Origin of the sequence: Kitasatospora sp. NPDC058063 (assembly GCF_042885395.1) — a bacterium.
GTDB lineage: Bacteria > Actinomycetota > Actinomycetes > Streptomycetales > Streptomycetaceae > Kitasatospora > Kitasatospora lactacystinica.
In genome coordinates this window covers 76,102-102,611 of sequence record NZ_JBHVSD010000016.1, presented here as the reverse complement: position 1 = coordinate 102,611, position 26,510 = coordinate 76,102, and the positions used below count along the sequence as shown (strand labels likewise).

General features: G+C 73.1%; 22 protein-coding genes. 10 read left to right on the top strand and 12 right to left on the bottom strand.

The window, feature by feature from the left end; genetic code table 11:
• Positions 1–11 precede the first annotated feature (11 nt).
• Entirely contained in the window at positions 12–1,187 is a 1,176-nt protein-coding gene (locus ACFVUY_RS26330; RefSeq protein ID WP_387692147.1) for a serine/threonine protein kinase, read from the bottom strand.
• Positions 1,188–1,409: 222 nt separating this feature from the next.
• On the opposite strand from ACFVUY_RS26330, the gene ACFVUY_RS26325 reads away from it, so the two are divergent.
• The 4 genes from ACFVUY_RS26325 to ACFVUY_RS26310 all read left to right on the top strand — a co-directional run bounded on the left by ACFVUY_RS26325 (position 1,410) and on the right by ACFVUY_RS26310 (position 5,554).
• Complete coding sequence (locus tag ACFVUY_RS26325) at positions 1,410–2,672, top strand: extracellular solute-binding protein (protein WP_387733816.1); 1,263 nt, start codon at positions 1,410–1,412, stop codon at positions 2,670–2,672.
• A complete protein-coding gene (locus tag ACFVUY_RS26320; RefSeq protein WP_387692151.1) occupies positions 2,662–3,573 on the top strand; it encodes a carbohydrate ABC transporter permease in 912 nt (303 codons plus the stop codon). Before ACFVUY_RS26325 ends, ACFVUY_RS26320 begins: the two co-directional genes overlap by 11 nt.
• Positions 3,570–4,394, top strand: a complete 825-nt coding sequence (locus ACFVUY_RS26315) for a carbohydrate ABC transporter permease (protein WP_387692153.1) — start codon at positions 3,570–3,572, stop codon at positions 4,392–4,394. The genes ACFVUY_RS26320 and ACFVUY_RS26315 overlap by 4 nt, the downstream gene beginning before the upstream one ends.
• 62 nt (positions 4,395–4,456) lie before the next feature.
• A complete protein-coding gene (locus ACFVUY_RS26310; protein ID WP_359904638.1) occupies positions 4,457–5,554 on the top strand; it encodes a radical SAM protein in 1,098 nt (365 codons plus the stop codon).
• Positions 5,555–5,569: 15 nt separating this feature from the next.
• Here ACFVUY_RS26310 and ACFVUY_RS26305 read toward each other — a convergent pair whose 3' ends face one another.
• Genes ACFVUY_RS26305 through ACFVUY_RS26295 form a run of 3 tightly spaced genes read right to left on the bottom strand, consistent with a single transcriptional unit; the run spans position 5,570 to position 8,225 of the window.
• Complete coding sequence (locus ACFVUY_RS26305) at positions 5,570–6,574, bottom strand: galactokinase (protein ID WP_387733814.1); 1,005 nt, start codon at positions 6,572–6,574, stop codon at positions 5,570–5,572.
• Positions 6,575–6,588: 14 nt separating this feature from the next.
• A complete protein-coding gene (locus ACFVUY_RS26300) occupies positions 6,589–7,083 on the bottom strand; it encodes an NUDIX domain-containing protein (protein ID WP_387733812.1) in 495 nt (164 codons plus the stop codon).
• Positions 7,084–7,142: 59 nt separating this feature from the next.
• On the bottom strand, positions 7,143–8,225 hold the full coding sequence (locus tag ACFVUY_RS26295; RefSeq protein WP_387733809.1) for an NAD-dependent epimerase/dehydratase family protein: 1,083 nt from the start codon (positions 8,223–8,225) through the stop codon (positions 7,143–7,145).
• Positions 8,226–8,471: 246 nt separating this feature from the next.
• Here ACFVUY_RS26295 and ACFVUY_RS26290 point away from each other — a divergent pair, with 246 nt between their 5' ends.
• The gene (locus ACFVUY_RS26290; RefSeq protein ID WP_387733807.1) at positions 8,472–10,151 is read left to right on the top strand and encodes a hypothetical protein; all 1,680 of its coding nucleotides are present in this window, start codon (positions 8,472–8,474) and stop codon (positions 10,149–10,151) included.
• A 38-nt stretch (positions 10,152–10,189) separates the two neighbouring features.
• Here ACFVUY_RS26290 and ACFVUY_RS26285 read toward each other — a convergent pair whose 3' ends face one another.
• Positions 10,190–12,238 (bottom strand): sensor histidine kinase, encoded by a 2,049-nt coding sequence (locus ACFVUY_RS26285; protein ID WP_387733805.1) that lies wholly within the window; start codon positions 12,236–12,238, stop codon positions 10,190–10,192.
• Positions 12,228–12,971 (bottom strand): response regulator transcription factor, encoded by a 744-nt coding sequence (locus tag ACFVUY_RS26280; RefSeq protein WP_387692164.1) that lies wholly within the window; start codon positions 12,969–12,971, stop codon positions 12,228–12,230. The genes ACFVUY_RS26285 and ACFVUY_RS26280 overlap by 11 nt, the downstream gene beginning before the upstream one ends.
• A 162-nt stretch (positions 12,972–13,133) precedes the next feature.
• On the opposite strand from ACFVUY_RS26280, the gene ACFVUY_RS26275 reads away from it, so the two are divergent.
• Complete coding sequence (locus ACFVUY_RS26275; protein WP_387733803.1) at positions 13,134–14,108, top strand: M28 family peptidase; 975 nt, start codon at positions 13,134–13,136, stop codon at positions 14,106–14,108.
• A 27-nt stretch (positions 14,109–14,135) separates the two neighbouring features.
• Complete coding sequence (locus ACFVUY_RS26270; RefSeq protein WP_387733801.1) at positions 14,136–15,548, top strand: M1 family metallopeptidase; 1,413 nt, start codon at positions 14,136–14,138, stop codon at positions 15,546–15,548.
• Between the two features lie 57 nt (positions 15,549–15,605).
• Here ACFVUY_RS26270 and ACFVUY_RS26265 read toward each other — a convergent pair whose 3' ends face one another.
• Together ACFVUY_RS26265 and ACFVUY_RS26260 are read right to left on the bottom strand one after the other, a co-directional pair.
• Positions 15,606–16,196 carry a hypothetical protein gene (locus tag ACFVUY_RS26265; protein WP_387733798.1) on the bottom strand — a complete coding sequence of 197 codons (591 nt, stop codon included), beginning with the start codon at positions 16,194–16,196 and terminating at the stop codon, positions 15,606–15,608.
• 183 nt (positions 16,197–16,379) lie between these two features.
• Positions 16,380–17,399, bottom strand: a complete 1,020-nt coding sequence (locus tag ACFVUY_RS26260; protein ID WP_387733795.1) for a LuxR C-terminal-related transcriptional regulator — start codon at positions 17,397–17,399, stop codon at positions 16,380–16,382.
• Between the two features lie 139 nt (positions 17,400–17,538).
• Between ACFVUY_RS26260 and ACFVUY_RS26255 the strand changes: the two genes are divergently transcribed.
• A complete protein-coding gene (locus ACFVUY_RS26255) occupies positions 17,539–17,709 on the top strand; it encodes a hypothetical protein (protein ID WP_387733792.1) in 171 nt (56 codons plus the stop codon).
• Positions 17,710–17,766: 57 nt separating this feature from the next.
• Positions 17,767–17,994, top strand: a complete 228-nt coding sequence (locus ACFVUY_RS26250) for a response regulator transcription factor (protein WP_387692175.1) — start codon at positions 17,767–17,769, stop codon at positions 17,992–17,994.
• 122 nt (positions 17,995–18,116) lie between these two features.
• Here the strand turns inward: ACFVUY_RS26250 and ACFVUY_RS26245 are convergent, their stop codons facing one another.
• Positions 18,117–19,298, bottom strand: a complete 1,182-nt coding sequence (locus tag ACFVUY_RS26245; RefSeq protein WP_387733789.1) for an RICIN domain-containing protein — start codon at positions 19,296–19,298, stop codon at positions 18,117–18,119.
• Positions 19,299–19,595: 297 nt separating this feature from the next.
• On the opposite strand from ACFVUY_RS26245, the gene ACFVUY_RS26240 reads away from it, so the two are divergent.
• Positions 19,596–19,895 (top strand): hypothetical protein, encoded by a 300-nt coding sequence (locus ACFVUY_RS26240; protein ID WP_387733787.1) that lies wholly within the window; start codon positions 19,596–19,598, stop codon positions 19,893–19,895.
• 40 nt (positions 19,896–19,935) lie between these two features.
• Here ACFVUY_RS26240 and ACFVUY_RS26235 read toward each other — a convergent pair whose 3' ends face one another.
• The 3 genes from ACFVUY_RS26235 to ACFVUY_RS26225 form a co-directional block, all read right to left on the bottom strand.
• Positions 19,936–24,459, bottom strand: coding sequence for a trypsin-like peptidase domain-containing protein (locus tag ACFVUY_RS26235; protein WP_387733785.1), 4,524 nt, complete (start codon positions 24,457–24,459; stop codon positions 19,936–19,938).
• Complete coding sequence (locus ACFVUY_RS26230) at positions 24,456–24,839, bottom strand: CU044_2847 family protein (protein WP_387692181.1); 384 nt, start codon at positions 24,837–24,839, stop codon at positions 24,456–24,458. The genes ACFVUY_RS26235 and ACFVUY_RS26230 overlap by 4 nt, the downstream gene beginning before the upstream one ends.
• Before the next feature lie 732 nt (positions 24,840–25,571).
• A complete protein-coding gene (locus ACFVUY_RS26225; protein ID WP_387733782.1) occupies positions 25,572–26,132 on the bottom strand; it encodes a hypothetical protein in 561 nt (186 codons plus the stop codon).
• Positions 26,133–26,510 lie beyond the last annotated feature (378 nt).

Genomic DNA, 26,510 nt, shown 5'->3' with positions numbered 1-26,510 from the left:
CCCGCCCTGCCTCAGTACCGGCCGTACCGGCGCGGGAAGTAGTCCTGGAGTTCGCCGTCCCGCTCGATGTCGACGGTCGCGCAGTGCAGCCCGCCGCCGAACGGCCCGACCGCCCGGAACGGCACCGGGACGATCTCGAAGCCGTACGAGGAGAGTTGCTCCGCCAGCCGGACCTCGTTCTCCTCGATGCACAGGGTGTTCTCGTCGAGGTTCAGCATGTTCCCGGCGAGCCACGGGCTGCAGAACGACAGCTTCGGCGGGTGGTCCCAGCTCGCGGGCTGCACCGCCTCGACGATCTCCCAGTCGTTGAGGCGGAAGAACTCCATCAACTCGGCGTCCGCGAGCCGCTCGCCGCAGTGCAGCACCAGGCCGGGGCGCAGCGGCACCCAGGTGGCGTCGATGTGCAGCGGGTGGGTGTTGGTGGAGGTCACGGCGTGCACCCGGTGGTCGGGGAAGTGGCGCTTGAGCCACTGGTAGCCGCTGCGGTTGGTGACGAAGGAGAGTTGGACGAACAGGTCCTTGCCGAAGCGGGCGACGTCGGCGGCGTCGAACAGTGGCTCGGCCTCGGTCAGCACCAGGTCGTAGTCGCGGACCCGGGCCAGCTGCTCCTCGGTGGACAGGTCGTTGTAGGTGTCCCAGAACTCGGTGTGGTACGAGGCGTCGGTGAGCCGCGGTTTCGGGGCGGCCTCCCAGCGCATGCGCTCGTCGGCCTCGAACAGGCCCTGCAGCACGGGCCGGTAGCACAGGTACTCGTGCCAGCGGCTGCGGTAGGACATGGTCGCTTCCAGGACCTCGTTGCCGACGGTCAGCAGCAGGTCCCGGGGCGGCATGCAGCCGAACATGGAGTCCTGGGTCCACTCGGGGGTGCTGACCTGCCGGGTGAAGTCGACGGGGGTGGGGCGGTCGACGCGGATGCCGCGGCGGCGCAGCAGTTCGGCGAAGTCGTCGAGCTGCTGCTCGGCCTCGGCGACCATGTCGGCGGGCATCGGGCCGTGGGTTCCCAGCGGGAAGCCGTCGTCGGGGTAGTCCCGGCGGACCGCGTGCTCGGGGGCCTGGACCACGGTGCCCTCGGCGCGCCCGACGATCACATGACGCAGGGGGTCCCAGCCGTTCCAGGCGTTGACCCGCACCGGCCGTTCGGTGGTGTCGGGGGTCGCATCGGGCGCGGTCGTCGTCTGCTCGGTCACGTACAAGCCCTTCGATGGGGGTCGCGTGGGTGACGCAGAGGCCCAACCTGCGGGGACCACCCGGGAGGAGTCAAGGCGCTGCGCCCTCTGTGGGACACCGAACGTCATCTTCCGGCCGAATGTCCGCGCCTCCGCGCCGCGGGGTGATCGGACGGGTAGTCAGAAGACCACCCCCATAGCGAACTTGGAGACCCCATGGCCATTCGCGTGCCCTCTCGCCCCTTGGTTCTCACATTGCTGCTGTCCCTGGCCGTGGCCGGGTGCGGTTCCGGATCGGGCGGCGGCTCCGGAGCCGGCGGCAAGCTGACGGTGTGGCTGGCCGTGGACGCCCAGGAGAGTTGGCCACAATTGGTCCAGTCCACCAACGACCGTTTCGCCAAGGAGCACCCCGGGATCCAGGTCGACGTCCAGTACCAGCAGTGGACGACGAAGAACCAGAAACTGGACGCCGTCCTCGCCGGGAAGAACGTGCCCGACGTGGTGGAGATGGGCAACAGCGAGACCACCAACTACATCGTCAACGGTGCCTTCGCCCCCGTCGAACCGGCCCGCTTCGACCAGTCGGACGCCTGGCTGCCGGCGCTCGCCGACGCCTGCCGCAACAACGGGAAGACGTACTGCGTGCCCTACTACGTCGGGGCCCGGGTCGGTGTGTACCGCACCGACTACTTCGACCGGGCCGGCGTGCCGGGCGCCCCGAGGACGTACCCCGAACTCCTGTCCGCGTTCGACAAGCTGAAGAGCACCGTCGGCGCCCAGGACCCGAACTTCTCCGCCTTCTACATGCCCGGCCGCTACTGGTACGCGGCGATGGCCTTCGTGAAGGACGCGGGCGGCGAGATCGCGGTGAAGGACGGCGACCACTGGAAGGCCTCGCTCTCCTCGCCGAAGTCCGTCGCCGGGCTCACCGAGTGGAAGCGGCTGATCGACGCCTACTACGTGGGCGACCGCGCCAAGGACAACGGCGACCAGCCGGCCGTCGTCGGCCAGGGCCACGTGGGCGTCTTCTACGGCAACACCTGGGAGGCCGACGCCGCCGCCGACGAACGCTCCGGCGGGGATCCGAAGCTGAAGGACAAGTTCGCCACCTTCCCCTTCCCCGGCCCGTCCGGGAAGCTCCTGCCGCCGTTCCTCGGCGGCTCCACCCTGGCCGTGCCGGCCAAGTCGACGCGCAAGGACCTGGCCGCCGACTGGATCAAGCTGTTCACCGACCGGGAGTCGCAGAAGACGCTGATCGCCGCGAACACCCTGCCCAACAACACCGTCCAGCTGGCCGAGGTCGCCGGCGGCGGCATCAACGGGCCTGCCGCCCAGGCCGCGGCCACCGGCGGCTGGATGACCCCGTTCGCGCCGGGCTGGACGTCGGTGGAGAAGTCCAACGTCCTGCCCGAGATGCTCGAACGGATCGCCAACGGCAAGGCGTCGGTGCAGGACGCCGCGCGGGAGGCGGACCAGCGGATCGACGAAGTGGTCAATGAGCGCTGACCGGGGCCGGCGGCGGCGTCCGCTGCTGCCGTACCTGCTGATCGGCCCGACCGTCCTCGCGCTCGTCCTGGTGCTCGGCTACCCGCTCGTGGACATGGTCGTCCTCTCCTTCCAGGACATGACCCGCGAGCAGCTGTTCAGCGGCACGTCGCCGCCGTGGGCCGGGCTGGACCAGTTCCGCCGGATCCTCGGTGACGGGTTCTTCTGGACGGTGGTGGCCCGTACGGTGCTCTTCACCGCGGTGTGCGTCGTCCTCACCGTGCTCTGCGGGCTGTTCACGGCCCAGCTGATGCACCGGGTCTCCCCGTGGGTGCGCGCCGTCATCGCCGGGGTGCTGGTGACCGTGTGGGCGATGCCCGCCATGGTCGCCGCGTCGATCTTCCGCTGGCTCTTCGACGCCGACTACGGCGTGGTGAACTGGCTGCTCTCGAACCTGCCCGGGGTCGACCTGACCCGCCACAACTGGTTCACCGACCCCTGGCAGGGGTTCTCCGTCATCGTCGCCGTCGTGGTGTGGGGCTCGCTGCCGTTCGCCGCGATCACCCTGCGGGCCGCGCTGGCCCAGGTCCCGCCCGAGTTGGAGGAGTCCGCGGTGCTCGACGGGGCCCGGCCGTTCCAGGTCTTCCGGCACGTGACCCTGCCGGTGATCAGACCGGTCCTCGTCATGGTCACCACGCTGTCGGCCATCTGGGACTTCGGCGTCTTCAACCAGATCTGGCTGATGCGCGGCGGCCAGCCCGAGCGGGAGTACTACCTGTTGGGCGTCTACTCCTTCATCGAGTCCTTCGCCGTCAACCGGTACAGCACCGGGGCCGCGATCGCGCTGGTGACCGTCGTGCTGCTGCTCGCCGGTTCGGTCGTCTACCTGCGTCAGATGTTCCGGACGGGAGAGGTCGAATGAGGCGGCGGCGGTCCCTGGGCCGCGACCTCCTCGGGCTGCTCGTCGCCGCGGTGATCGGCTTCCCGGTCTACTGGATGGTGCTCACGGCGTTCCGGCCGGCCACCGAGATCCTGCGCCTGCCGCCGGAGTTCTGGCCGGGCCGGTTCACGCTCGACAACTTCGCCCGGGCGCTGGGCACCGAGACCTTCTGGGCCAACGTCCGCTCCAGCGTGGTCATCGGCCTCGGCACCGTCCTGGTGTCGCTGGTCGTCGGTGCCCTCGCCGCCTTCGCCCTCGCCCGGTTCCGCTTCGCCGGCCGCAGGGCCTTCGTCGTGGTGATCCTGATCGTCCAGATGGTCCCGCTGACGGCCCTGATCATCCCCGTGTACCTGCTGCTGAACGACGTCGGGATGACCGACAGCCTCGCCGGCGTGATCCTCACCTACCTGGTGTTCACGCTGCCCTTCACGGTGTGGATGCTGCGCGGCTTCATCGCCGGCGTCCCGGTGGAACTGGAGGAGGCGGCCATGGTCGACGGCTGCGGCCGCCTCGGCGCCTTCCGCCGGGTGGTGCTGCCACTGCTCGCCCCCGGCATCGTCGCCACCTCCGTCTTCGCCCTCGTCCAGGCGTGGAACGAGTACGTCCTCGTCTACGTCCTGCTGTCGAGTCCGAAGAAGCAGACCGTCAGCATCTGGCTGGTCTCCTTCCAGACCAGCTTCGGGACCGACTACGGCGGTCTCATGGCGGGCGCCACGCTGACCGCCCTGCCCGTCGTGGTCTTCTTCCTCGTCGTCCAGCGCAGGATCGCCTCCGGCCTCGCGGCCGGCGCGGTCAAGGGCTGACCGCGAGCGCAGCAGGCCCCGCTCTCCCGGCGGCACCCCGTTCACGTCCACAGGAGGATTCCGTGACGCACGACCGCCTCGATCTCGTGTCCAAGCTGTACCAGCCGTCCGGCTGGCCCCGTGTCCTGGAGGCCGCCTCGGGAGCCGCCTCCGGCGCGCCACTCGTCGTGGACCTCGATCCGACGACCTTCTGCGACCTGGCCTGCCCCGAGTGCATCAGCGGAAAGCTCCTCAACCAGGGCCGCTTCACCCCCGAACGGCTGGCGGCGCTCGCCGAGGAGCTGGTCGCCCTGTCCGTCCGGGGCGTGGTGCTGATCGGGGGCGGCGAGCCGCTCGCCCACCGGGGCACCCGCAAGGTCCTGCGCATCCTCGGTGAGGCGGGCCTGGCCGTCGGGGTCGTCACCAACGGCACCATGATCGACAAGAACCTCACCGAACTCGCCCGCTACGCCACCTGGGTCCGCGTCTCGATGGACGCCGGCACCGCCGGGACGTACGGCCTCTTCCGCCCCGACCGCAAGGGCCGCAGCGTCTTCGACAAGGTCGTCGCAAACATGCGGCTGCTCGCCGAGGCGAAGAGCGGCGCCCTCGGCTACTCCTTCCTCGTCATGACCCGCCGGGAGCCGGACGGCCGGACCGTCAGCAACCACACCGAGGTGCTGCGCGCCGCCGAACTCGCCCACGACATCGGCTGCGACTACTTCGAGACCAAGGCGATGTTCGACGAGGAGCACCACGTCATCCAGGTGTCCCAGGACATCCTCGACGCGGTCGACCGCCAGCTCGCCGAGGCGGCCCGGCTGGAGAGCGACACCTTCCAGCTCGTCAACTCCTCCACGCTCACCTCCCTGCGCCGCCACACCGGCCCCGTCCAGCCCAAGGAGTACCACCGCTGCCGGGTCGCCGAACTGCGCACCCTGATCACCCCGTCCGGCGTGTACGTCTGCGCCTACCACCGCGGCAACCCGATGGCCAGGATCGGCGACGCCGTCACCGACAGCCTGGCCGACATCTGGCAGGGCTCCGACCGCGGCATCATCGACCCGAGCCGGGACTGCCGCTTCCACTGCGCGCGGCACCGCTCCAACCTGGAACTGGAGCAGATCGCGGAGGGAACGGGCGCAGTCCCCCTCCAGGAGGACTACGACCCGTTCCTGTGACCGTCGTCGTGACCGTCACACCGCGCTGACGCCGACCCGATCCCCCGCCCGGGCACCGCGGCTCCCCGCCGCCGCCCGGGCGGGGATCACCCGCGCCCCGGGGTACCGGCCGCGCAGCGCGCCGGCCAGGCCCGCCACCACCGCGGGCGCGTCGCCCGCGCGGCACACCCCGACCAGCGAGCCGCCGCCCCCGGCCCCGCTGAGCTTCAGCGGCAGGCCGACGGCGCGCAGCGCCACCGTCCGCAGCTCCTCCAGGAGCGGGGTCGACATGCCCTGGTGGTCGCGCATCGCCGCGTGCGCCCGGGCCATCGCCTCCCCCAGCGCCTCGTGGTCGCGTCCGCGCAGCGCCGTCCACGCGGCGGCCGACGCCCGGTCGGCCTCGGACCGGTACGCCGCGAGCGCGGGATCGCCGGCCGCGAGCTGCGCCCGCACCGTACGGATGTGGTCGCCGGTGTTCTTCCGGGTGCCCGAATCCACCACGACCACCCGCCAGTCGTCCGGGAACTCCAGCCGCTCCCTGACGACCGGCAGCCCGTGCTCCCGGCCGTCGATCAGCAGCGCGCCGCCCTCGGCGACGGCGAGGTGGTCCATGCCGCCGCCGTTGAACCGGGCGAACTCGAACTCGTACGCCCACTGGACGATCGAGCGCTCCGGCACCCGCTCGCCGGCCGGCGCCCCGGCCTCGGCGAAGGCCCGGAACAGCGCCACGATCAGCGCCGTGGAGGAGGACAGCCCGCTCGCGGGGGGCGCCTCGCTGCGGACGCGCACCGGCGGCGGGGCGGGGGCCAGCCCGGGGAGCCGGGCGCGCAGGAAGGTCCACACCTCGGCCGGCCAGTCGCCGGCCGTCTGCGCGACGGCCGTCGCCCCCGGCAGCACCTCGACCGTGGTCGGCAGGTCGAGGGCGAGGCTGACCGAGCGGCCCGCGCCCAGCCAGTCCAGGTCCTCCCCCGACAGGCACGCCCGGCACGGCACCGTGGCGCGGATCGGATCCTCCTCGCCCGTCCGGCGCTCTTCGCTCATCCGGTGCTCCTCGCTCATCCGGCCTGGAACCTCCCCTCGGCGACGAACGCCCGGTACATCGACAGCACCACCGCCGTGGGCGGGTGCAGCGGCCCCGGCGGATCGTCGAGGCGCCAGAACTCCGCCCGGCGCACCTCGTCCGCCCCCGGGACGAGCTCCCCCGACCAGCGCCGGGCCACGAAGCACAGCGCGAAGCAGTGGGTGACGTCCCCGTTCGGGTAGGTCAGGGTGTGCACGGCCGGATCGGACAGCGACCCGAACGCGACCAGGTCCTCCTTCGCCACCCGCAGCCCGGTCTCCTCCGCCACCTCCCGGACGGCCGCGTCGGCGAAGCCCCCGTCCTCCTCGCAGGCGCCCGCCGGCAGCTCCCACACGCCGTTGTCGACCCGCTGCTGGAACAGCCCCCGGCCGGCCGCGTCGAGCAGCAGGACCTGGGCCCCCGGCATCAACAGCTTTCTGCCGCCGACCTTCTGACGCAACGACCAGGTGTACGACCCGACGTAGCCCATGCCCGCACCGCCTCCTTCGCGGCCCGCCCCACGGCGGACGTCCACGGCGCCACAGACTGTCACGCGCTCTCCTCCACCAGCCAGCGCGGCACCGCCTCGGGTGTCGACTCCAGCCACCGCACGTACCGGTCCACGCCCTGCGCCACGTCGATCCGGGCCCGCCAGCGCAGCAGTTCCCGGCACCGCTCCGTGGAGGCGTACCCCCCGAGCGGATCGCCCTCGGGGCGCGGGGTGACGATCCGGCGCGCCCCCGGGAAGTAGGGGGTGAGCAGGTCCGCGACCTCCCGGACGGACGTCGGGCGGCCCGTCCCCACGTTCACCGTCCGGCCCGCCATCCCCTCCTCCACGAGCGCCAGCGCCGTCGCCTCGGCCACGTCCTCGACGTGCACCATGTCGCGCACCTGGACGCCGCCCCCGTTCAGGCGCATGGGACGGCCGAGCCGGGCCTGCAGGGACAGCCACGGGACCATCCAGGAGTGGCTGCCCGGCTTGGGGATCTGCGGCTCCCCGTACACCGAGAAGTACCGGACGATCGCGTGCTCGCACCCCGACGACGCCCCGAGCAGCAGCCGGGTCTGGTGCTCCGCCCACAGCTTGCCGTTCGCGTACACCGACAGCGGGAACAGCGGCTGGTCCTCGTGGAACACGTGCGGGCCCGGCGAGTCGGCGGGACCGTCGCCGTACACGGACGCGGACGAGACCAGCACCAGGCGGCGGATCCGCGCCCGGGCCGCCTCCTCCAGGACGACCTGGGTGCCCTGCACATTGGCCCGGAAGGCGATGCCGGGATTCCGGGTGCAGGCGGCCACGTCCGCGTAGGCGGCGGCGTGGACCACGAAGTCGGCGTCCCGGAGCAGTCCGGCGACCGCGTCGCGGTCGCACACGTCGCCGACGACGAGCCGGGCCCCGCTCCCCTCCACCCCGAAGACCGCGTGGCCGGACTCGGGATAGGCGTCCATCCGGTCCAGGACGGCCACCTCGGCACCGGCCCGGCACAGCAGGGCGCTGAGCCGGCTGCCCACCAGGCCCCCACCCCCCGTCACGACGACGCGGGCGTCGCGCAGTTTCTCCAGCCGGGCCTCGACGCTCTCGCCCCCGTCGGCTCCGGCTTCGTTCGATGGCGCGTGCGATCCAGCGGACATGTGTGTCCCTTTCCGTGGAGACGGCGAACTCGGATGCGCGCTCACACACAGCCACAGGCTTCACACGGAAGGTGGCGTGCCAGCCCAGCATCCGTGGATCTCCAACCGCTCCGCCAGTGCGAATTCGGCACTCTTGCCAGCCCTCGGCGCGATCCGTACTGTCCGGAACCGGTGGCACCCGCAGTAGCCGATCGCTCCATTGGGTCCACCAAGTCCCTTACGCCCCACCAGAGACAGGGAAATGAGATGACGCTCCATCAGCTCAGCGGGGTGGTCATGACCCACCCGAAGCGCCGGCGGGCCGCCGAGCGGATGGCCCTGGCGGCGCCCCCGGGCGCGCTGCGCGTCGTCATGGACCCGGACCCCACCGGCACCCCCTCGGTGCTGCGCACGGCACTCGCCGCCTGGGAGGCCGTCGAGGACGGCGCAACCCACCAACTGGTCGTCCAGGACGACATGCTGTTGTCCGAAACGTTCTTCGAACGGGTCCGCCTCGCCGTCGACGCGATGCCGGACGCGGCACTGGCCCTGTTCGCCCTGTGGGACTCCCGCAACGGGGCCGCGGCCCGCTTCGGCGCCATGGCCGGCGCCCGCTGGATCGGCGCGGTCAACGAGTACTTCCCGTGCGTCGCGATCGTGCTCCCCCGGGCCGTCGCCGAGGGCTTCGTCCGCTACGGCCGCGAGCGCCTCGGCGGCTGGCCCGACGACATCCTGATGCACCGCTACCTCCGGGACGCCGGCGTCCCCCGCTACGTCTCCGTCCCCAACCTCGCCGAACACCAGGACCGCGGCTCGATCTCGGGCAACGCCTTCCGGGGGCCGCGCCGTTCGGTCTGCTTCCTGCCCGGCGACCGGCCCGGCGACGAGGGGAACCGGCTGACCGGCCTGACGGTCCTGCCGTTCCTCAAGTACGGCGTCGCCCGCTGCGCGGTACGGGTCACCGGGCCGGGCCCCGAACGCTGGCTGCACCTGGACTGCGAGCAGTACCTGCACGGCCTCGGCCTGCCCCGCACGCTCTTCGCGCCGCCCGGGCCGGAGCCGGACGCGCCGGACGTCCGCGGGACCTGGCTCACGGCCCTCGCCATGGGCCACGAGGCCGCCCGCCTCGGCCTGGACGTCGACGGCTCCGCGCCCGCGGTACGGGCCGAGGTGTACGCCGAGGCGATCGCGACGATCGGGCCCGGCGGCATCAGCAACACCAGCACCGAGGAACACCTCGCCGAACGCCGCGAGGCCCTGGCCGCCGTGGCACGACGCGCACTGGCCGCCGGACACGAGGCCGCCCACCGCCCGGCCCCCCGCCGGCCCCGGCGGCCCGCCGGCCTCACCCTGCGCGGCGGCGCCACACCGCTCGGCGAGCACCTCGCACGCAGACTGGCCGACCTCACCGGCGACGCGGCGCCCGACGCCGTCCTCGACCTGACCGGCCTGCGCCCGGGAGCCCCGGCCCGGGAACTGAGGATCCACCTGCCCGACGACCCCCGGCCGTACACCCTGGCCGTGGACGAGGTGTACGGCCCCGGCTGCTCCCGGGACACCCTCGTCGGCCGCATGGTGTGGGACGCCCTGCGCAGCCGGCCGGTGGTCGTCCAGGAGGGCCCCGACACCGAGGTGCACCCCGTCTACACGGACGACCTGGCCGACGCCGTGCTGGCCGTGCTGCGCACCCGGCCCACCGCCCGCGCCCTGCGCGTCGCGGGCGAAAAGCCCGCCACGCTCGGCGAGTTGGCGCACACCGTGCACGCCGCCGTCCGCCCGGTGCCGGTCCGGACCGATCCACCGGCACCCGGGCTCCCCGCCGCCCGGCCGGCGTTCCCGGACGGCCCCCGCCCACCCGGCTGGACACCGGCGACCGGGCATGCCAAGGGACTGCACGCCTTCGCCCAGTGGCTCGCGTACGAGGGCACGCTGCTCACCGTCGTCTGACCCGCGGGCGGCGGGCGGCGGGCCGGCGGCCGGGGCGCCTACGAGCGGCTCGGCACCCCCGGGAGCGGCGCGGCCGTCGCCCCCGGTTCCTTCCGGCCGCCCCGGCCCGCCGGCCCCGACGCCGCTGTCGGGGCCAGCGGCAGGCGCACGGTGAACACCGAGCCCCTGCCCGGGGTACTGGCCACCCGGACGCTGCCGTCGTGGACCTCGGCGAGCTTGCGGACGATGGCGAGGCCGAGACCGCTGCCGCCGGTCCGACGGCTGCGGGACTTCTCCGCCCGCCAGAAGCGCTCGAACACCAGCGGCAGGTCCGCCTCGGCGATGCCGCTGCCGGTGTCGGCGACCTCGATGAGAACGGCGTCGGCGTCGGTGCGGGCCCGCAGGGTGACCGTGCCGCCCGCCGGGGTGTGCCGGACCGCGTTGGCGACCAGGTTGCCGACGGCCTGGCGCAGGCGCACCGGGTCGGCGAACAGCTCGGCTCCGGCCGCCGAGCCGTCCGGCGCGCTCCCGGACGACACGTTCCGGGACGACGCGGTCCCGCCCGGCGCGCTCCCGGACGACGCGTCCCGGGAAGGCTCGACGGCCAGCGCCAGGGCCACTCCGGACGCCCGGGCCCGGGCTCCGTGCGCGGTGGCGACCTGGGCCAACAGGTCCTCGACGTCCACGGGTTCGCGGTACAGGGCCAGTTCGCCCGCGTCGGCGGCGGCCAGGTCCTTCAGGTCGTCGATGAGGTGCTGGAGCAACAGGGCCTCTTCGAGCAGCGAGCCCGTCAGCGCCCGGTCGGCCGTGGCGACGCCGTCCTCGACGGCCTCCAGCCAGCCGCGGATGTTGCTCAGCGGGGTGCGCAGCTCGTGCGCGATGTCGCCCACCATCGCCTTGCGCAGGTCCTCCAGTTGCCCGCGCCGTTCCGCCATCGCGTTGAAGGCGGCGGCGAGTCCGGCGATCTCGTCGCGGCCGGTCACGTCGACCCGGGCCGAGAGGTCCCCGTCGGCCATCCGCCGGGCGGCGTGGGTGAGGGCGTGCAGCGGCCGGGAGAGCCGCAGGCCGACCGTCACCGTGACCGCCACGGTCACCGACAGCACCAGGGCCGCGACCTCGGCGACCCGTCCGGGGTGGGCGGGGATCGACGCGGAGACCGCCGTCGGGGCCTCGCCCCCGGCGCCGGCGCCGTTCGGGGCGGTCACCGGGGCGTCGACGAACAGCAGCACGGGCGGCGCCACGTACTGGACGAGCTGCTGCCGGCGGGCGTTGGTCAGGCAGGCGGACATCGCCCGGTCCTGCGGCGCCGGCCCTGCCGGGATCCCGTCCGGCCCCAGGGACAGGGTGACGGGACCGGCCTGCCGGCGGGCCAGGCAGGCGTTGACCAGTGCGGTGAGGTCGGTGAGCGCGGCGCGCTCGGTGTCGGGCGGGGCCGCCATCACCACGGGGGACGTGCAGCGCACACCGTCGACGCGGTCGTCGGTGGTCCGCAGCCGCGGCCGTCCGGCGAGGTCGTCGGTGACGGTCGCCTCGATGCCGAGCGCCGACCGCAGGCAGTCCGCCTGCCGCAGCAGGGCGGCCCGCAGGGTCGCGTGCTCGGCGGCGGTCGGCCGGAACGGTCCCGCCGCGCGGGCGTCGATCCGGTCGCTCGGTGCGCCGGGCAGCATGGCGATGTCGACGGCGAGCGGGTCCACCGTGGTGGTGGGCGTACGGGGCAGGGCCGTCCGCTCACCGGCCGTCGGCGCGGGACCGCTCTCGGGCCCGTTCACGGAAACGGGGGCGGCACCGGCACCCGCCCCGGCCGCCGAGTCCACGACCGGTTCGAAGCGCGGCGTCGCCAGGACGATGCGGCGCCCGGTGGCGTCCGCGAGCCGCCGAACGGTCTCCTGCGCCCCGCTCCAGTCGGCGTGGGTCGCGGCGTACCCGAGCAGTTCGTCGTAGATCCGGGTGTGGTCCACGAGGACCCGGGTCTGCTCCCGCTCGATCGCGCCGGTGGTGGTGCGGGCGGCCAGCCAGGCGGTCGCGGCGATGGAGCACAGGGAGACCAGGGCGGAGAGCGCGAGCAGCCGGACCGTCAGACTGCGGCGCAGCGGGGTGTCAGGACGCACCGGGCGGCTCCTCCGCGAGCTTGTAGCCGATGCCGTACACCGTCAGGAGGGCGACGGGGCGGCGCGCGTCCGGTTCGATCTTGCGGCGCAGGTTCATCACATGGGTGTCGACGGTGCGGGTGGTGATGTAGCGGTCGATGCCGTGCAGGTGTTCCAGCAGCTGGGCGCGGGTGAAGACCCGGCCCGGCTGGCCGGCCAGCACTTCCAGCAGCCGGAACTCGGCGGGGGTGCAGCCGATCCGACGGCCGTGGGCGGTGACCTCGTGGCGCAGCGGGTCGACGGTGAGCGGTCCGACCCGCAGGACGGCCCGCGGCCCGGACGCGTCCTGGGCGTCCCGGCCGCCGTGGGCGTCCGGGGCCGGAGCCGGCCGGGAGCCGCGGCGCAGCAGGGCGCGGACCCGGGCGACCAGTTCCCGGGGGCTGTACGGCTTGGTGAGGTAGTCGTCGGCGCCGAGGTCGAGTCCGAGCAGGAGGTCCTCCTCGGCGGTGCGGGCGGTCAGCATCAGCACCGGCAGGGCGGACTCGGCGCGCAGAGTGCGGCACACGTCCAGGCCGTCCAGGACGGGCATCATCACGTCGAGGACGAGGAGTTGCACCGATCCGAGGCGGGCCCGCTCCAGGGCGGCCCGGCCGTCGTGGACGACGTCGACGCGGTGGCCTTCGCGTTCCAGGTACAAGCGGATGAGGTCGGCCTGTTTGGGATCGTCCTCGGCAACCACCACATGTGCGCACATACGGATGATCGTAAAGCGCCGTCCGATCGCCGTTCCACGACCGTATCCGCCCACGTCACCACCGCTTTCCGACTGCTTCCTGACAACTTCCTGACATCGGGCGGAAAGTGTGGCGGGGTCAGCCGGGGCCGAGTGCCCCGGTCCCCTCCCGAGAGGCCCCTCGTGAAGCCGTCCCCGAAGTCGTCCCCGAAGTCGTCCCTGAAGCCCTCCCCGAAGCCGTCCTCCCGTCCGCTGTCCCTCGCCGCCGGTGTCCTCGGCGTGGCCCTGGTCCTGTCCGCGGTCCCCTCCGCCGCCACGGCGGCCACCGCGGTCCCCTCCGGGCCCGCCACCGCGCCGACCGTCTCGGAGGAGGACGTGATGCCGCACCTGCGGGCCCTGCAGCAGATCGCCGATCGCAACGGCGGCAACCGCGCGCACGGCACCCGCGGGTACGCGGAGTCGCTGGCGTACGTGCGCCACGCGCTGGACCGGGCCGGCTTCCGCACCGAAGTGCGCCGCTTCTCGCACGACGGCGCGACCGGCTACAACCTGATCGCCGACTGGCCCGGCGGCGACCCGAACCACGTGCTGCTCTCCGGCGCCCACCTGGACAGCGTCAAGCAGGGCCCGGGGATCAACGACAACGGGTCCGGGTCGGCCACGGTGCTGACCACCGCCCTCCAGGTGGCCAAGGCCCGGTTGAAGCCCGCCCGGCACCTGCGGTTCGCCTGGTGGGGGGCCGAGGAGGTCGGGCTGGTCGGTTCCGCCGACTACGTCCGCGGCCTGTCCGACGCCGACCGCAAGGCCGTCGACCTGTACCTCAACTTCGACCAGACCGGCAGCCGGAACACCCAGCAGTGGTTCGTGGTGAAGGACGGTCAGCAGGCCGACAGCGCGGCCGGGCAGGTCTTCGAGTCGTGGTTCGCCGCCCGGGGGCTCGCCACCTTCGACATCGGCGTGGGCGGGTCGGACAACGAGTCGTTCGGCAAGGCCGGCATCCCGTCCTCCGGCTTCAGCACCGGCATCTCCGACTGCATCCACGATGCCTGCGACAACCTCGCCAACGTCGACCCGGCGACGCAGACCACCAGCACCAACGCCCTGATCGGCGTGGTGTGGCAGCTCGCCGCCACCACCCCCGCCACCGCCCGGCCCTGACCACCCGACATCCCGCAGGAGACACGGATGCCCGCAACACCGACCACCCGCCGCCGGACCGCCGCCGTGCTGGCGACCGCGACCGCCCTCGGCGTCGCCCTGACGGCCCTGCCCGCCTCGGCGGCCGGCCTCGGGGACCCGTACTTCCCCGACGACGGCGACTCCGGCTACGACGTGGGGCACTACGACGTCCGGATCGCCTACGACCCGGCGCGCACGGACCACCTGGACGGCGACACGACCGTCACCGCCCGGGCCGTCCGGGCGCTGGACCGCTTCAGCCTGGACCTGAAGGGCTTCACGGTCGCCTCGGTCACCGTGAACGGCACGCCGGCGCGGTCCTTCTCGCGCTCCGGCGAGCACAAGCTGGTCGTCGTCCCGGCCCAACGGGTCGCCCGGGGCGCCACGTTCGCCGTCCGGGTGACGTACGCCGGCACGCCCGACGCCGAGGGCTGGCACACCCTGAGGAACGGCGGCGCGAACGTGTCGGGCGAACCGCACTCCGCGACCTCGTGGTACCCGTCGAACGACCACCCGTCCGACAAGGCCACCTTCGCCCTCACGGCGACCGTCCCCGACGGCTGGACCGCCATCGGCAACGGCCTGCCGGGGCCGACCACCACCGCCAACGGCACGACGACGTTCCGCTGGCGGGAGGACCGGCCGATGGCGACGTACCTCGGCACGGTCGCCGTCGACCGGTTCACCGTCCACCGGACGCAGCTGCCCGACGGAAAGCCCGTCATCACGGCGTACAGCCCGGACGTCCCGATCGACGCGGCCACGGAGGCCGCGCAACCGGACGTCCTGGCCTTCCTGGCCTCGAAGTTCGGCCCGTACCCGTTCTCCTCCGCGGGCGCGATCGTGGTCGGCGAGTCCGAGAATCCCGGACGCGGTGCGGCGGCTCTGGAGACCCAGAGCCGGCCGACGTACATCGGGGCCCTCTACGACGAGGGGGTGGTCCACGAGAGCGCCCACCAGTGGTTCGGCAACAGCGTCTCGTTCACCGACTGGCGCGACGGCTGCATCGCCGAGTGCTTCGCCCAGTACGCCAACCAGCTGTGGGAGGAGCACAACGGCGCCAACCTGGACACCGGCTTCTACCCCCACGTGGTCGCCGAGAACAAGGACAACCCCTCGTTCTGGTCCACGAAGCTGTACGACCCCGGGAAGGGCAAGGAGCTCGCCCCCGCCCTGTACTTCAAGGGCTCCCTGATGCTGCACGCCCTGCGGCGCACCGTCGGCGACGACGCGTTCTTCGCCACCCTGCGCCGCTGGACCGCCGACCACGCCTACGGCAACGCCTCGTTCCCGCAGTTCGAGGCACTGGCCGCACGGGTGTCGGGCAAGGACCTCAAGGGCTTCTTCGACGCCTGGGCCCACGGGACCACGCTCCCCGCCGAGGAGTACCTCTACCCGGGCCCCCTGGGCAACCGGTAGCCCGCCGCCGGGCCGGTGCGGCTCCGGACCGGAGTCGCACCGGGATCACCCCGGTGGCTACCGGCCGACGTCGGGGCCGGGGCCTCCCCCGGGACGGGCCCCCGGCCCGGTCCGCGGTGTCGGGATCCGAAGCACCGCATGCCGGGAGCCCGGCTCGGGCAGCAGCGTGCAGGTCGAGCGGCGCGGGACGAAGAGCGCCTGGCCGCCCCGCAGTCGGACCGCCAGCGGCACCCGGTGCGCGTCGGTCGAGGCGGTGGAGCCGCTGGAGCCGGTGGAGCCGATCGGACCGGGGATCGCGTCCGCCGAGGCCGCCGAGGCGGTCGGCGCACCGACCAGGATGTCGGTGACGGAGGACAGCTGGAGTACCAGGAGTTCCTCCGAATCGGCCTGTCGCATCTGTGCCGCGTGCGGGTCCGCGGGGTCCTGAGGGAGGGTCCGCACGGTGACGCCCAGCAGTGTACTCAGCCCGGTGGCGAGGGCTGCCGCGGCCTCCGCCGCGGACGGGTCGCCGGTGACGGGGGGCTCGTAGTCCGTCCACAGGACGGCAGGTCCTCCACCGGACCGGGCCGAGAGGAACGCGGCGAGTTCCCGGAGGTAGCCGCTCTCGTCGGCCGGTTCGTTCTCCTGATCGTCCGGCCCCCACTGCACCGTCGTCCTCCGTTCCGGAGCCTCGCGTCGGGAGGCTTCCCTTCGCCGGGCTCCATCATGGATTCCCGTGGTGGCGCCGGGACAGTCACGCGAACCCGGTCCCGGGCCTCCGGTCCCGGACTCGCGTGACCCCGCCGCCCGAGTGCCCCGGCCGCCCCCGCACCCCTGCCTCCCGGGGTGCCGCTACTCGCCCAGCAGCCCGGTACGGGCGGCGGCCACACCCGCCTGGAACCGGCTCTCGGCGTCCAACTGCCCCATGATGTCGGCGATATGACGCCGCGCGGTGCGCAGGGACATCCCGAGGCGGCGGGCGATCGTCTCGTCCTTGAGCCCGGCGGCGAGCAGCCGCAGGATGGTCCGGTCGATCTCCTGGGAGACCTGCTCCAGGCCGTCCTCGGTGGCGGCGGAGAACGGCCTGGCACACGACCAGGACTGTTCGAAGATCTCGCACAGATAGGCGACCAGTGACTCCTGACGGACCGCCACCGCTCCCCAGGAGCCGTCGCTCGCGGGGATGAAGGCGAGTTCGCGGTCGAAGACGATGATGCGGCCGAACAGCTCGTGGACGGTGCGGTACTCGCCGCCGAGCGGCGAGGCCGCTTCCACGTACGCCTGGCTGGGGCCGTTGAAGCGTGCGGTGTGGTGGTAGAGCGTGCGCATCCGCACCCCGCGGGCGAGCAGCGCGCGGTCACGGCCGAGTGCTTCCTCCATGGCTTCCGGCACGCGGCTTCCGCCACCGGGCTGGCTGGCCAGCACCTCGCTCCGGCAGCCGTCCGAGGCCCGGTCGAGTGCCGCCCGTACCTCCTGCAGGCTGCTGATGACCTCGACCCCCTCACCGGCGCCGGCCGTCCGTCCGCCCCGCTGGTAGTGGGGGAAGAAGCCGACGAGTCGGGCCTGTCCCCTGGCCAGCTCCTCCTGCTCGCGCCGGATCCGGGCCTCGACGGGGGCGGCGAGCCGGGCCATCGCGACCTCCGGTGCGACGGCGTAGCCCGCTGCCGGGTCCTGCGGGTCCGGGTACACCAGGCGCAGGGCGCTCAGCCGGCGCACCGAGGCGGCGGCCCGGTCCGGCTCCAGTCCCAACTCGGCGGCGATGGCCTCGGGTTCGAGCCGGTGGTGTTCCAGTACCCAGGAGTAGACCGCCACGTCGACCTGATCGGGTTCCGTTCCGCCCGCCCGATCGTCCGGTTCACCGGAAATGTCCATGTACATCCCCCAGTCACTTTGCTGCCACCCAGCTTGGTGAGGTGGTCGGCCCGTAGGCGCGTGATCATCTCGGCGACATGCTAGATCACAGGCCGGGACCCGCTCGGCGGACCGTTGAGGTTCCCTCCAGGAGGACTCCATGAAGCGTTTCATCACCGCCGCCGTACTGCTCGCGGCACTTCTCGGGATCAGCGCCCCCGCCGCGCTCGCCGTTCCACAGAACCGCGCGACGGCGGCCCGCAACGTTCACGCGGACGACACCTCGTGGGGCGGCGCGTGCACGACCCCCGGCTGCCAGCCCATCTACTGAGCGGTCGCCGTGACTGCCGCTCCCGTCCGACGTCCCCTCAGCCAGGAGAGTGCCCCGATGTCCCGACCCGCCACCGCCACCCCCGCTCTGAGCCGCCGGGAGGTGGAGGTGCTGGAGCTGCTGGCCCGAGGAGCCACCTACGACACCATCGCGCGCCGCCTCCAGCTCAGCCCGCACACCGTCGACACTTACCTCCGACGGATCCGCAGCAAGACCGGCGCCACCACCCGCATGCAGTTGGCGCTGTTCGCCTTCACCCACGGCCACGGCCTCCCCGTCTCGTGACGCGGCCCCGGGGCGCGTGCGCGACGTCGGGCCGGACACGGGCCCGCCCCCGCCGGCGGGTCCCGGCAGGGGCGGAGTCAGGGGCAGGGTCGGGCGAGAGGGCGGGGCCGGGCGCGGGACGGTCAGGCCTTGATCGTCCAGCGCTGGTTCCAGTCGTTGGTGCAGGTCCAGACGCCGAGGGCCTTGTTGTCCTCGTCATAGGTGAGGCAGTCGTCGGTGCTGACCCGGATCTGGTACTCGCCGTCACCGAACGCGAAGACCTCCCACTTCTGGGCGGCGGAGCCCGTCCAGGGGCGCGCCTCGGCCAGGTAGCTCTTGGTGTTCTCGGTGAGGGCGAGGCCGGTGACGGCGTTGGTGATCCTGTAGAGCCCGCCGGCGTCCTGGGTGAAGACCCAGCCGGTGGCCTTGGCGGCGGTGCTGGTGGCGGCGGTGACCGGGGTGCCGCTCGCGGAGCCGTTGGCGGCGGGGGCCCGGCCGTTCTTGACGCTCGGGTGCAGCGTGCCGCTCAGCTGGGCGGCGCCCGAGTCGGCGACACCGAACCCCATCCGGATGTGGCCGGCGGGGATGTTGGTCCCGGTGTCGCCGGTCTCGTGCGCGGGGATGCCGGGGGTCCCCGGGCTGCTGATGGGGATCGCGGGGACGGTGATGATCTGGCCGCCGATCGGCACCTGAGGCGTCGAGGGGGTTCCGGGCGGAGGGGTGGAGCCGCTGGAGGACCCCGGCACCACCCGGGCCGGGAAGTGGATGATCCGGCCCCCACGGCCGCTGGTGTCCGAGTCATGGCCGATGAAGGCCCAGTTCATGAAGCCGCCGTCACCGTAGTTGACGAAGGTCGACTCGCCCGCGAAGACCCAGACCTTGAAGTCGTCGTAGCCCTGCGGCCCGCCCTCCTTGTCGTGGTGCTCCAGCTTGACGTCGTCCTCGAACATCACCCCCCGCATGTTCGCCGAGTAGTCGTTCTTGAACCACTTGGTGTCAAAGGCGTCCGTCCCGTCGTACTTGAAGACGAGGACGTTGTAGCCGGGCGCGGCACTGCTCAGCTTCGAGACCAGGGCCTGGGTGAACTGGGCGTTCTCCATCTTCGCCTGGTTGGCCGCACCGAGGACGAACTTGACGGTGTCGGCGACGGCGCCGATCAGGGCGCTGGTGCAGTTGCCGCCTCCGACGCCGTCCTTGCCGGCGCAGTCGGCCGCGGCGGCCGGGGTCGGGGCCGCGACCAGAGCCGTACCGGCCCCGGCGAGGAGGCTGACGGCCAGGGCGGTGGCGGTGGCGGACTTCTTCAGGCGGGCGCTAACGGCGCTCATGATGGGCTGCTTTCGGGCGAGTTCGGAGGAAGCGTCAGGCGGACCGGCACAACCCGGTACGGGTGCGGGCGGCCAGGGGGGCGTCACCGCCGCCACCTGTCCGGTCCGCCTTCCTGCCGGCGTTCCGTTCGGTGAGGTAGATCCTGCCGAGCCGCGATGGTCACGGACAGTCACGAAGATCCGGTGCCGGAGCGGCGGTACCTGGATCACGTGACACGCCCCGCGGCCGGAGCGGTGACGGACCTGCCGCCGGACGGGGGGCCTGACAGCCGCGGGTCCCGCCTGTAGCGTCGCCCCATGACCGACGAGATCACGGCCAGGGCAGGCAGAGAGTTCTACACGTTCGACGGCCGGATCCTGGAGGTCTTCGGGAGCTATCCGAAGCGGTTCCACATCCGGAACACGGACCTGCGGGTCACGGGCCCCGATCGGAAGGGGAGGCGGACCGTCGAGGTCGTCGCCGGTCCGCCCGAGGCCCCGGCGACGCAGCACACCTGGCACCTGTCGGCCGAGGAATGGCAGCGGGCCCAGGGCCTGGAAGCCCTGCTGGAAACGGTACGGGCGGCCATCGCGTCCGCCCGGGAGCACGGAGCCTGAGGGTTGTCCGCAGCTGCGGCCGAGGACGGCCGCAGCCCTGTCAGCGGCTCGGGCACGGGTTCCGGTAGGCGATGTCGGGCGCGTACAGGCGCCATTGGGCGGGGCTGACGGAGCCCCTGCTGTAGGAGCACAGGCGGTCGGCGAGCCTGGCGGGATCGGTGTCGAGCAGCGAGACGGTCCGGTTGGAGGCGACGAGGAGGGTGGGCCCGGTCGCCACGAGCGCGACCGCGCGGATCGTGTCGCCGCTCGGATTGGCGACGGAGGCCACCAGAACGGGAGCGGTGGGGTTGCGGACGTCCCAGAGTTCCAGGGTGCTGCTGTTCCAGATGGCCATGAGCGCGCCGTTCTGGGCGAATTCGACGCCCTTGACGCCCTGCACCGTCTGAATGGTCGTCTCGGGACGGGGATGCCCCGGATCGCCGGTGTCCCAGAGAGAGACGGCGCTTCCGTTGTTGGCGCCGGCGGCGAGCAGCCGGCCGTCACCGCTCAGGCCCAGGACGTCGTTGAAGGCACCGGGCACGGTGACCCTCGACGTCGGCTCGCCGCCGGCGGTGAAGTGGAACAGTTCCAGGGCCGAGCACTTGCAGGTGATGTCCGGTGTACTCGTGACGGCCATGACCGTACCGGCCGGGGTGAGGCGGGAGAGCGCGGAACCCATGTTCAGCGAGTCGGCGGAGCCACCGGAATCGGAGGAGCCCTCCGGGGGTTTGATCGCCGAGGAGCCGGTGCGCCTCGGTTTCGCCGGGTCGCTGACGTCCCACCAGTCGAAACCGGCCTTGCTCGCCAGGTAGGCCGTGCGGCCGTGGTTCAGCAGGCCGGCGTCGTGGCCGTCGGCGTCGGGGGCGGGGATCGAGCCGGCCTCCGTCGCGTCGAGCGAGTCGGTGACCCGCCACAGGTGGAGCACCCGGCCCCTGATCACCGCGATTCGGTGGCCACCGTCGTCCCAGGTCACCCCGAAGCTGATGATCACGTCACCGACGGCCGACGGGGTGGCGGGGAAGTCGGCGGTGCCGAGGGAGGCGGCCTTGACCGGGTGGTGCGGATCGCTCACGTTCCAGAGCCGGACCTCGCCCTCCCATCCGACGGTCAGCAGCGCGTCCGCGCGGAGGAACGCGGTGCTCCGCACGGAGACCGGCAGGGTCGCGACGAGGGCGGGGCCCGTGGACGCGGAGAGGTCCCAGAGCCCGACGGACTGCGTGGTCGGGGTCGGCGCCGTCGCGGTGACCTGCTGCGCCGCGGCCATCAGGCGGCCGTCCGGGCTGAACGACCAGGAGGGGAGGCCGCCGGGCAGCCGGGCCTCGTCGATCTGCCGGACCGGTGCGCGCCACCGGCGCAGCACACCGTCGCCGCCCACGGTCAGCAGCCCGCCGGCCCCGGTCGTGGCCATGGCGTAGAGACCGGCGGCCGTCTTCATGCAGCTCGACTTCGCGGACCCCAGGGCCAGGTTGTCCGCGGACAGGGGGACGACGCACAGATCGCCCTTGGGGTCCTTCACGTCCGTCCCGCCGTAGGCGAGCTGGCGGCCGTCCCGGCTGAAGGCCACCGCGCTCACGTTCGCGGAGCCCCCCGTCGAGACTCTGACGGCCTCGGGGTGGGCCGGGTCCCCGAGCCGCCAGAGACCGACGTCCCGCTGGCTTCCGGCGGCCAGCATGCCGCCGTCGGGGCTGAAGACGATCGACTTGTACCCGGTCTCCAGGGTGGCCGGATTGGCCGGGTCGACCGGGTCGACCGGGTTGACCGGGTCGGCGATGTCCCACAGCTGGGTCCTGCCGCCGAGAACGGTGGTGGCGAGCAGACTTCCCCGCGGCGAGAAGGCCACGGCGGCGAGGGCCCCGGGCCCCTGCCCGGTCGGGTTGCGCAGCCGGGCGAGCTCCGTGGGGGCGGTGGGCCGGGCGATCGACCACAGGCGGGTGTCGCCGTTTCCCAGGGCCGCTGCCAGCAGCGTGCCGTCCGCACTGGTGGCCATCGACATGACGCCCGCCCGTTCCCCCGCCGGGTCGGTCGCCAAGGGCAGCCGGGCCGCGATCACGGGCTTCCCGGGGTCGGCGAGGCTCCACAGGCACAGGCCTCCCCCGGTGCCGCACGAGGCGGCCAGGTGGGACCCGTCCGGGGTCAGGGCGATGCCCGTCAGGCCGACCTCGACGGTCGAGCGGAGCGCCGGCGCGTCCGGGTCGGCGATGTCCCAGATCCGGACCACTCCGTCCTGGTTCACCGCGGCGACCAGGGACGCACGGGCGGAGGTCGCCATGACGAGGGTGTCCTTGCCGGCCTCGCCGACGACACTGTTCAGCAACGAGCCGCTCAGGTCGTACAGCTGGGCGGCGGCCTCCTGGGTGGGGGACGTCCGGTGGGCGGCGATCGCGAACTGGGCGGCCAGTCCGGGATCGGTGCCGCCGAGGGCCTGCGCGCGGGCGGCCAGATCCTTGGAGTTCACGACCGCCGCCTTCTGGGCGGTGGCGTCCCTCTCCCGGGCGGTGGCGTGGCGTTCCCGCACGGTGAGCACGCCCCCGGTCACGGCGGCCAGCAGCGTCACGCACAGCGCCGCGGCCACCGTGCCCTGCCTCCGCCGGCGCGACCGGCGGTGGACGCGACCGCGTTGCAGGTAGTCCCGTTCGGCCTCGCTCAGATCCCCGGCCCGGCTGTGCAACCAGGGCTCGGCGCCCGCCAGCGTGATCCTCTTCGGCAGCAGATCGTGGTCGCGCCCGCCGCGCTCCCAGCGCTCCCGGTCGTGCCGCAGGACCTCCCTCCAGGCCAGGAACGCGCGGTCCTCCTCGACCCAGGCGCGCAGCTTGTCCCAGGCGTTGATCAGCGCCTCGTGCGCGAGCTCCACCGTGTCCACGCCTTCGGCGCTGCGCCCGACGACCAGCAGCCGCTCGTCGGCGAGCCGCTGGGCGATGCGCCACTCGTCCTCGCCGAGCTCGGTGCGCAGCGCCGTCCGACGGGTGGCGGACAGCGAACCCAGCGGCACCCGGACGAGCTGGGTGAAGAGACGACGTGCGGCCCCCCTCTCCTCCTCCGGCGAAACCTTGTACCGCAGGACGTCGTTGGCGTAGGCCCCCAGTGCGCCCTTGACGCCGCCGAGCGCCTCGTAGGCCTGGTGGGTCAGCAGACCGGCGTCCTGGCGCCGCCAGAGCAGGTCGAGGGTGAAGCCCAGCAGCGGCAGCGCGCCCGGTTCGGCTCCGGTGTCGTCCAGCAGGCGCTCGGCCAGGTTGGGCGCGTAGCGCACCCCCGCGACGGCGTCGACCGGCGCGGTGACGACCTGGTGCAGCTGTTCGCGGCTCATCGGGCCGAGTGCGTAGACCTGCCGGCCGATGACCGGGCCGAGGAGCGGATGGGCGAGGGCCGCCTCCAGGAAGTCGGCCCGCAGGGTGGTCAGGACGCGGACGGTGTTCGGCAGGGTGTCGGTGAACAGCACGGCGGCCAGTTCGTCGACGGCGGACCGGCCGCGCACCAGCAGCTCCTCGAACTGGTCCAGCACCAGGAGCAGTTGGTTCGCGCCGTGGAGTTCCAGGAGCCGGGGCACGAGGTCGGCCATGCCCTGCGGACCGGCCAGCACGGCGGCCAGGACGGGGGCCCGCTCAAGTCGCTGCGTCGCCGACAGCGACGGCTCCAGCAGCGGCAGCAGCGCGGCGGCCAGCGCCGACAGCGGACTGCTGCCGGAGTCCGGCCGCAGGGTCACCGCCAGCGCCCCCGCCGCACGGCGCCGGGGAACCACCCCGGCCATGGCCAGCGACGACTTCCCGGAGCCGGAGGGGCCGACCACGGTGACCCAGCGCTCGCGCGCCGTCAGGACGGCGACCTCCTCGCTCTCGGTGTACCGGCCGTGGAAGACCGCCGCGTCCGACTCCTGGAACGAGGTCAGGCTGCGGAACGGCGACGGCGGCATCGCGACGGCCCGCAGCCCGGGCCAGGCCGCCGTCAGTCCGTCGGTGGGGGTCAGGTAGCTCACCGGGGGATCGGTCGCCTCGGCGATCGTCACCATGCCGACCACCCCGCCGAGGCGGTCGTCCCACACCGGGCTCCCGCTGAACCCCCCGGAGACCCGGTAGCCCCTGGAGGCAAGGTCGACCTGGAGCAGCCCCCCGCCCTGTCGGCCCCGCAGCACGCCCGCGTGCCAGACCCCGTCCGAACGGCCCACCGGGAAGCCGAACACCCGCACGGGGTGGTCCCAGACGTTCTCGGCCCGGGTCTCGACGGGCCGGACCGGGCGGGCGCCGGCCAGCGGGGCGGCCAGCCGCAGCACCGCGACGTCCCCGCCACGCTCCGGGGTCCGCGGCACCCAGTGCTCGACGACCGCCATCACCCCCGCCACGGCCGGCCGGCCCGCCCCGGACGGCACCGGCAGCAGGGGCAGGTCCACGAACACCCAGGAGCCGACGCCCGGTTCGACGCCCTGCCCGGCGAGCGCCGCCGAGACCACGTGCGCACAGGTGACGGCCAGGTCGGGTGCGACCAGGAAGCCCGCGCCGACCGGCCTGCTCAGCGCGTCGTGGATCCGCAGCACCGCGGCGTCCAGCGCGTTCGACCCGACGCCCTCCACGGGCCCGGGGACCGGCGCCGTCACGGCGCGGGCTCCTCCGCCGCCGGTTCGACCGCCTGGTCCGTCCCGTCGGCCGGTGTCCGTTTCCAGGTCAGCGAGACCTTGAAGTTCGCCTGCGCCGAGGTGCTGGAGATCACCACGTCCGCCTCCGCGGACAGCGACAGCCCGAACTCGATGCCGATCTCGTCCGGTGCGTGGGCCATGCCGCGGAAGCCGTCGACGAAGTCCTGCGCCACCGGCCTCACCCCGGCCAGCATCTCGCCCAGCGACCGTGTGGCACGGGCTACCACCTGGCCAGGCCGGGCCACCTGCACCAGGCCCTCCGAGGCCTGCTCGATCTCGATCCTCACGACGTCCGGGATACCGCCCCCCGGACCGACCGGCAGTTCAACGAGGTACGCCATCTCTCCCCCTCGGAGCCTCACCGGCCCCATGCGTGCGTGGTGTCCCTGTCCCCGTACCGCTCCCGCCGACGCGGCCGGCGCGAACCCGTGGGAACCCGCCTGCCGGGCAGGGGGAATCACCGTACAAGCCCGCACCGGGGAGTGCCTCGGGAACGGACAGAACTGGCGACAACTCGTATATGAGTACTAAGACTTGTGGATCTCAGCGGCGGGCGGATGCCGTCGCCCACCGCCCGGACATCGTGCTCCTTCTCCGGGTCCGTGGGGTGCCGGCGGTTCAGGCGGCACGGGTGCGGTCAGCTCCTGCGGTACCACCATGCCAACTCCGGGTCCGCCGTCGGCTCGTGGTGCGTTCGCCGGAGGAGCACCCCGTCCAACCGATCGACCTGCACCCGGAGTTCGCCGGCGGCCCTCGGCGGAAGCATGAACAGAGCGTCCCGCAACGTGTCCCGGGCCCACCCCTCGCCGCAACACGGGCAGGTGTACTCGGCCTCGCGCGGCCTCCAGCGGCGCTTGGTGCCGTGAACACGCACGGACCACACACTCAGCGCCACTGCCACGATGCCCGGGGACAACCGCTCCCGTTCGAGCACGCGAACGGCGGCGTTCGCCGCTCCCGACAGACCTGGGACATCGCGATACCGCACCCAGAGCGTTCCCCGGCCGCGCGCCGACGGGAGAGCTCTTGTTCACGGCCCTCGCGCCGACGACCCCGGGGCGGCTTCCGGTGCGTCAGCCGGTTGCCGGCCCCGGCCGGTGGGAGAGGCGGATCACCGTCGTGGAGTCGACGGTGCGGGCGCCCGCCATGGTGCCGCACCCGGTGCTGATGCTGGTGCCCGCGCCGCTCAGCGTGTCACCGGCGAAGCGCGCGCTGTCGGAGGTGACCCTGCCGGCGGCGACCAGCGAGGCGGTCCCGTAGGCCTTGACGACGTCGACGCGGTCGAACCCGAGCGTGGAGACGGCGCCGTCCGCCCAGGTGACGCGGGTGGCCGAGGTGTCGCCGTGCTCGTCGCCGGTGCATTCGGTGCGCGGCAGGGTGAGGGTGTGGTCGACGGTCCCGGCGGCAACGGGCCGGCCTGCCGGGTCGACGCACTTCACGGTGCCGGTCATGTGCAGGGTGTCGGCCTGGGGCCTGTTGCCGCCGCCCGAGCCGACGGGGGTGTCGAAGGTGCCGTGGAGGGTGCGCACGCAGGTGGCGTCGACCTCGGGATCGGCGGAGGCGGCGCCGGCCGGAATGGCCGCTTCGAGGAGTGCCACGGCGGTCAGTGCGGCGCCGACGAGTACGGGTTTCATGAGCTGGATTTTCTCCTGTTGAATTCGGGTTCGATCAACGAATTTCCTGGGCCACGACTTCGGCGCCGCGCACGGGAGCCAGGGCCGTAGCCACCCGGTCCACCCGCGAGAGATATTCCGACCGGGAAACGATCTGATCGTTATCCGAATCAAACATTGAGAAGATACGACGTTCTACTTCATCACACACAGCGGTCCCCTCCGGTATTCGTCCGCGGTTTTCCGGAACCGCACAATACCGACGGAGACGCCGGTTCCCAGGAGGCGCGCGATCCGGGGAGGCGCCCGATCCACCCGCCGTGGGCGGGCCGCGGTGCACCCGCCGCGGGCAGGCCGCGGCGCACCGGCCGCGACCACCGCCGGTGCACCGCTCCTCCT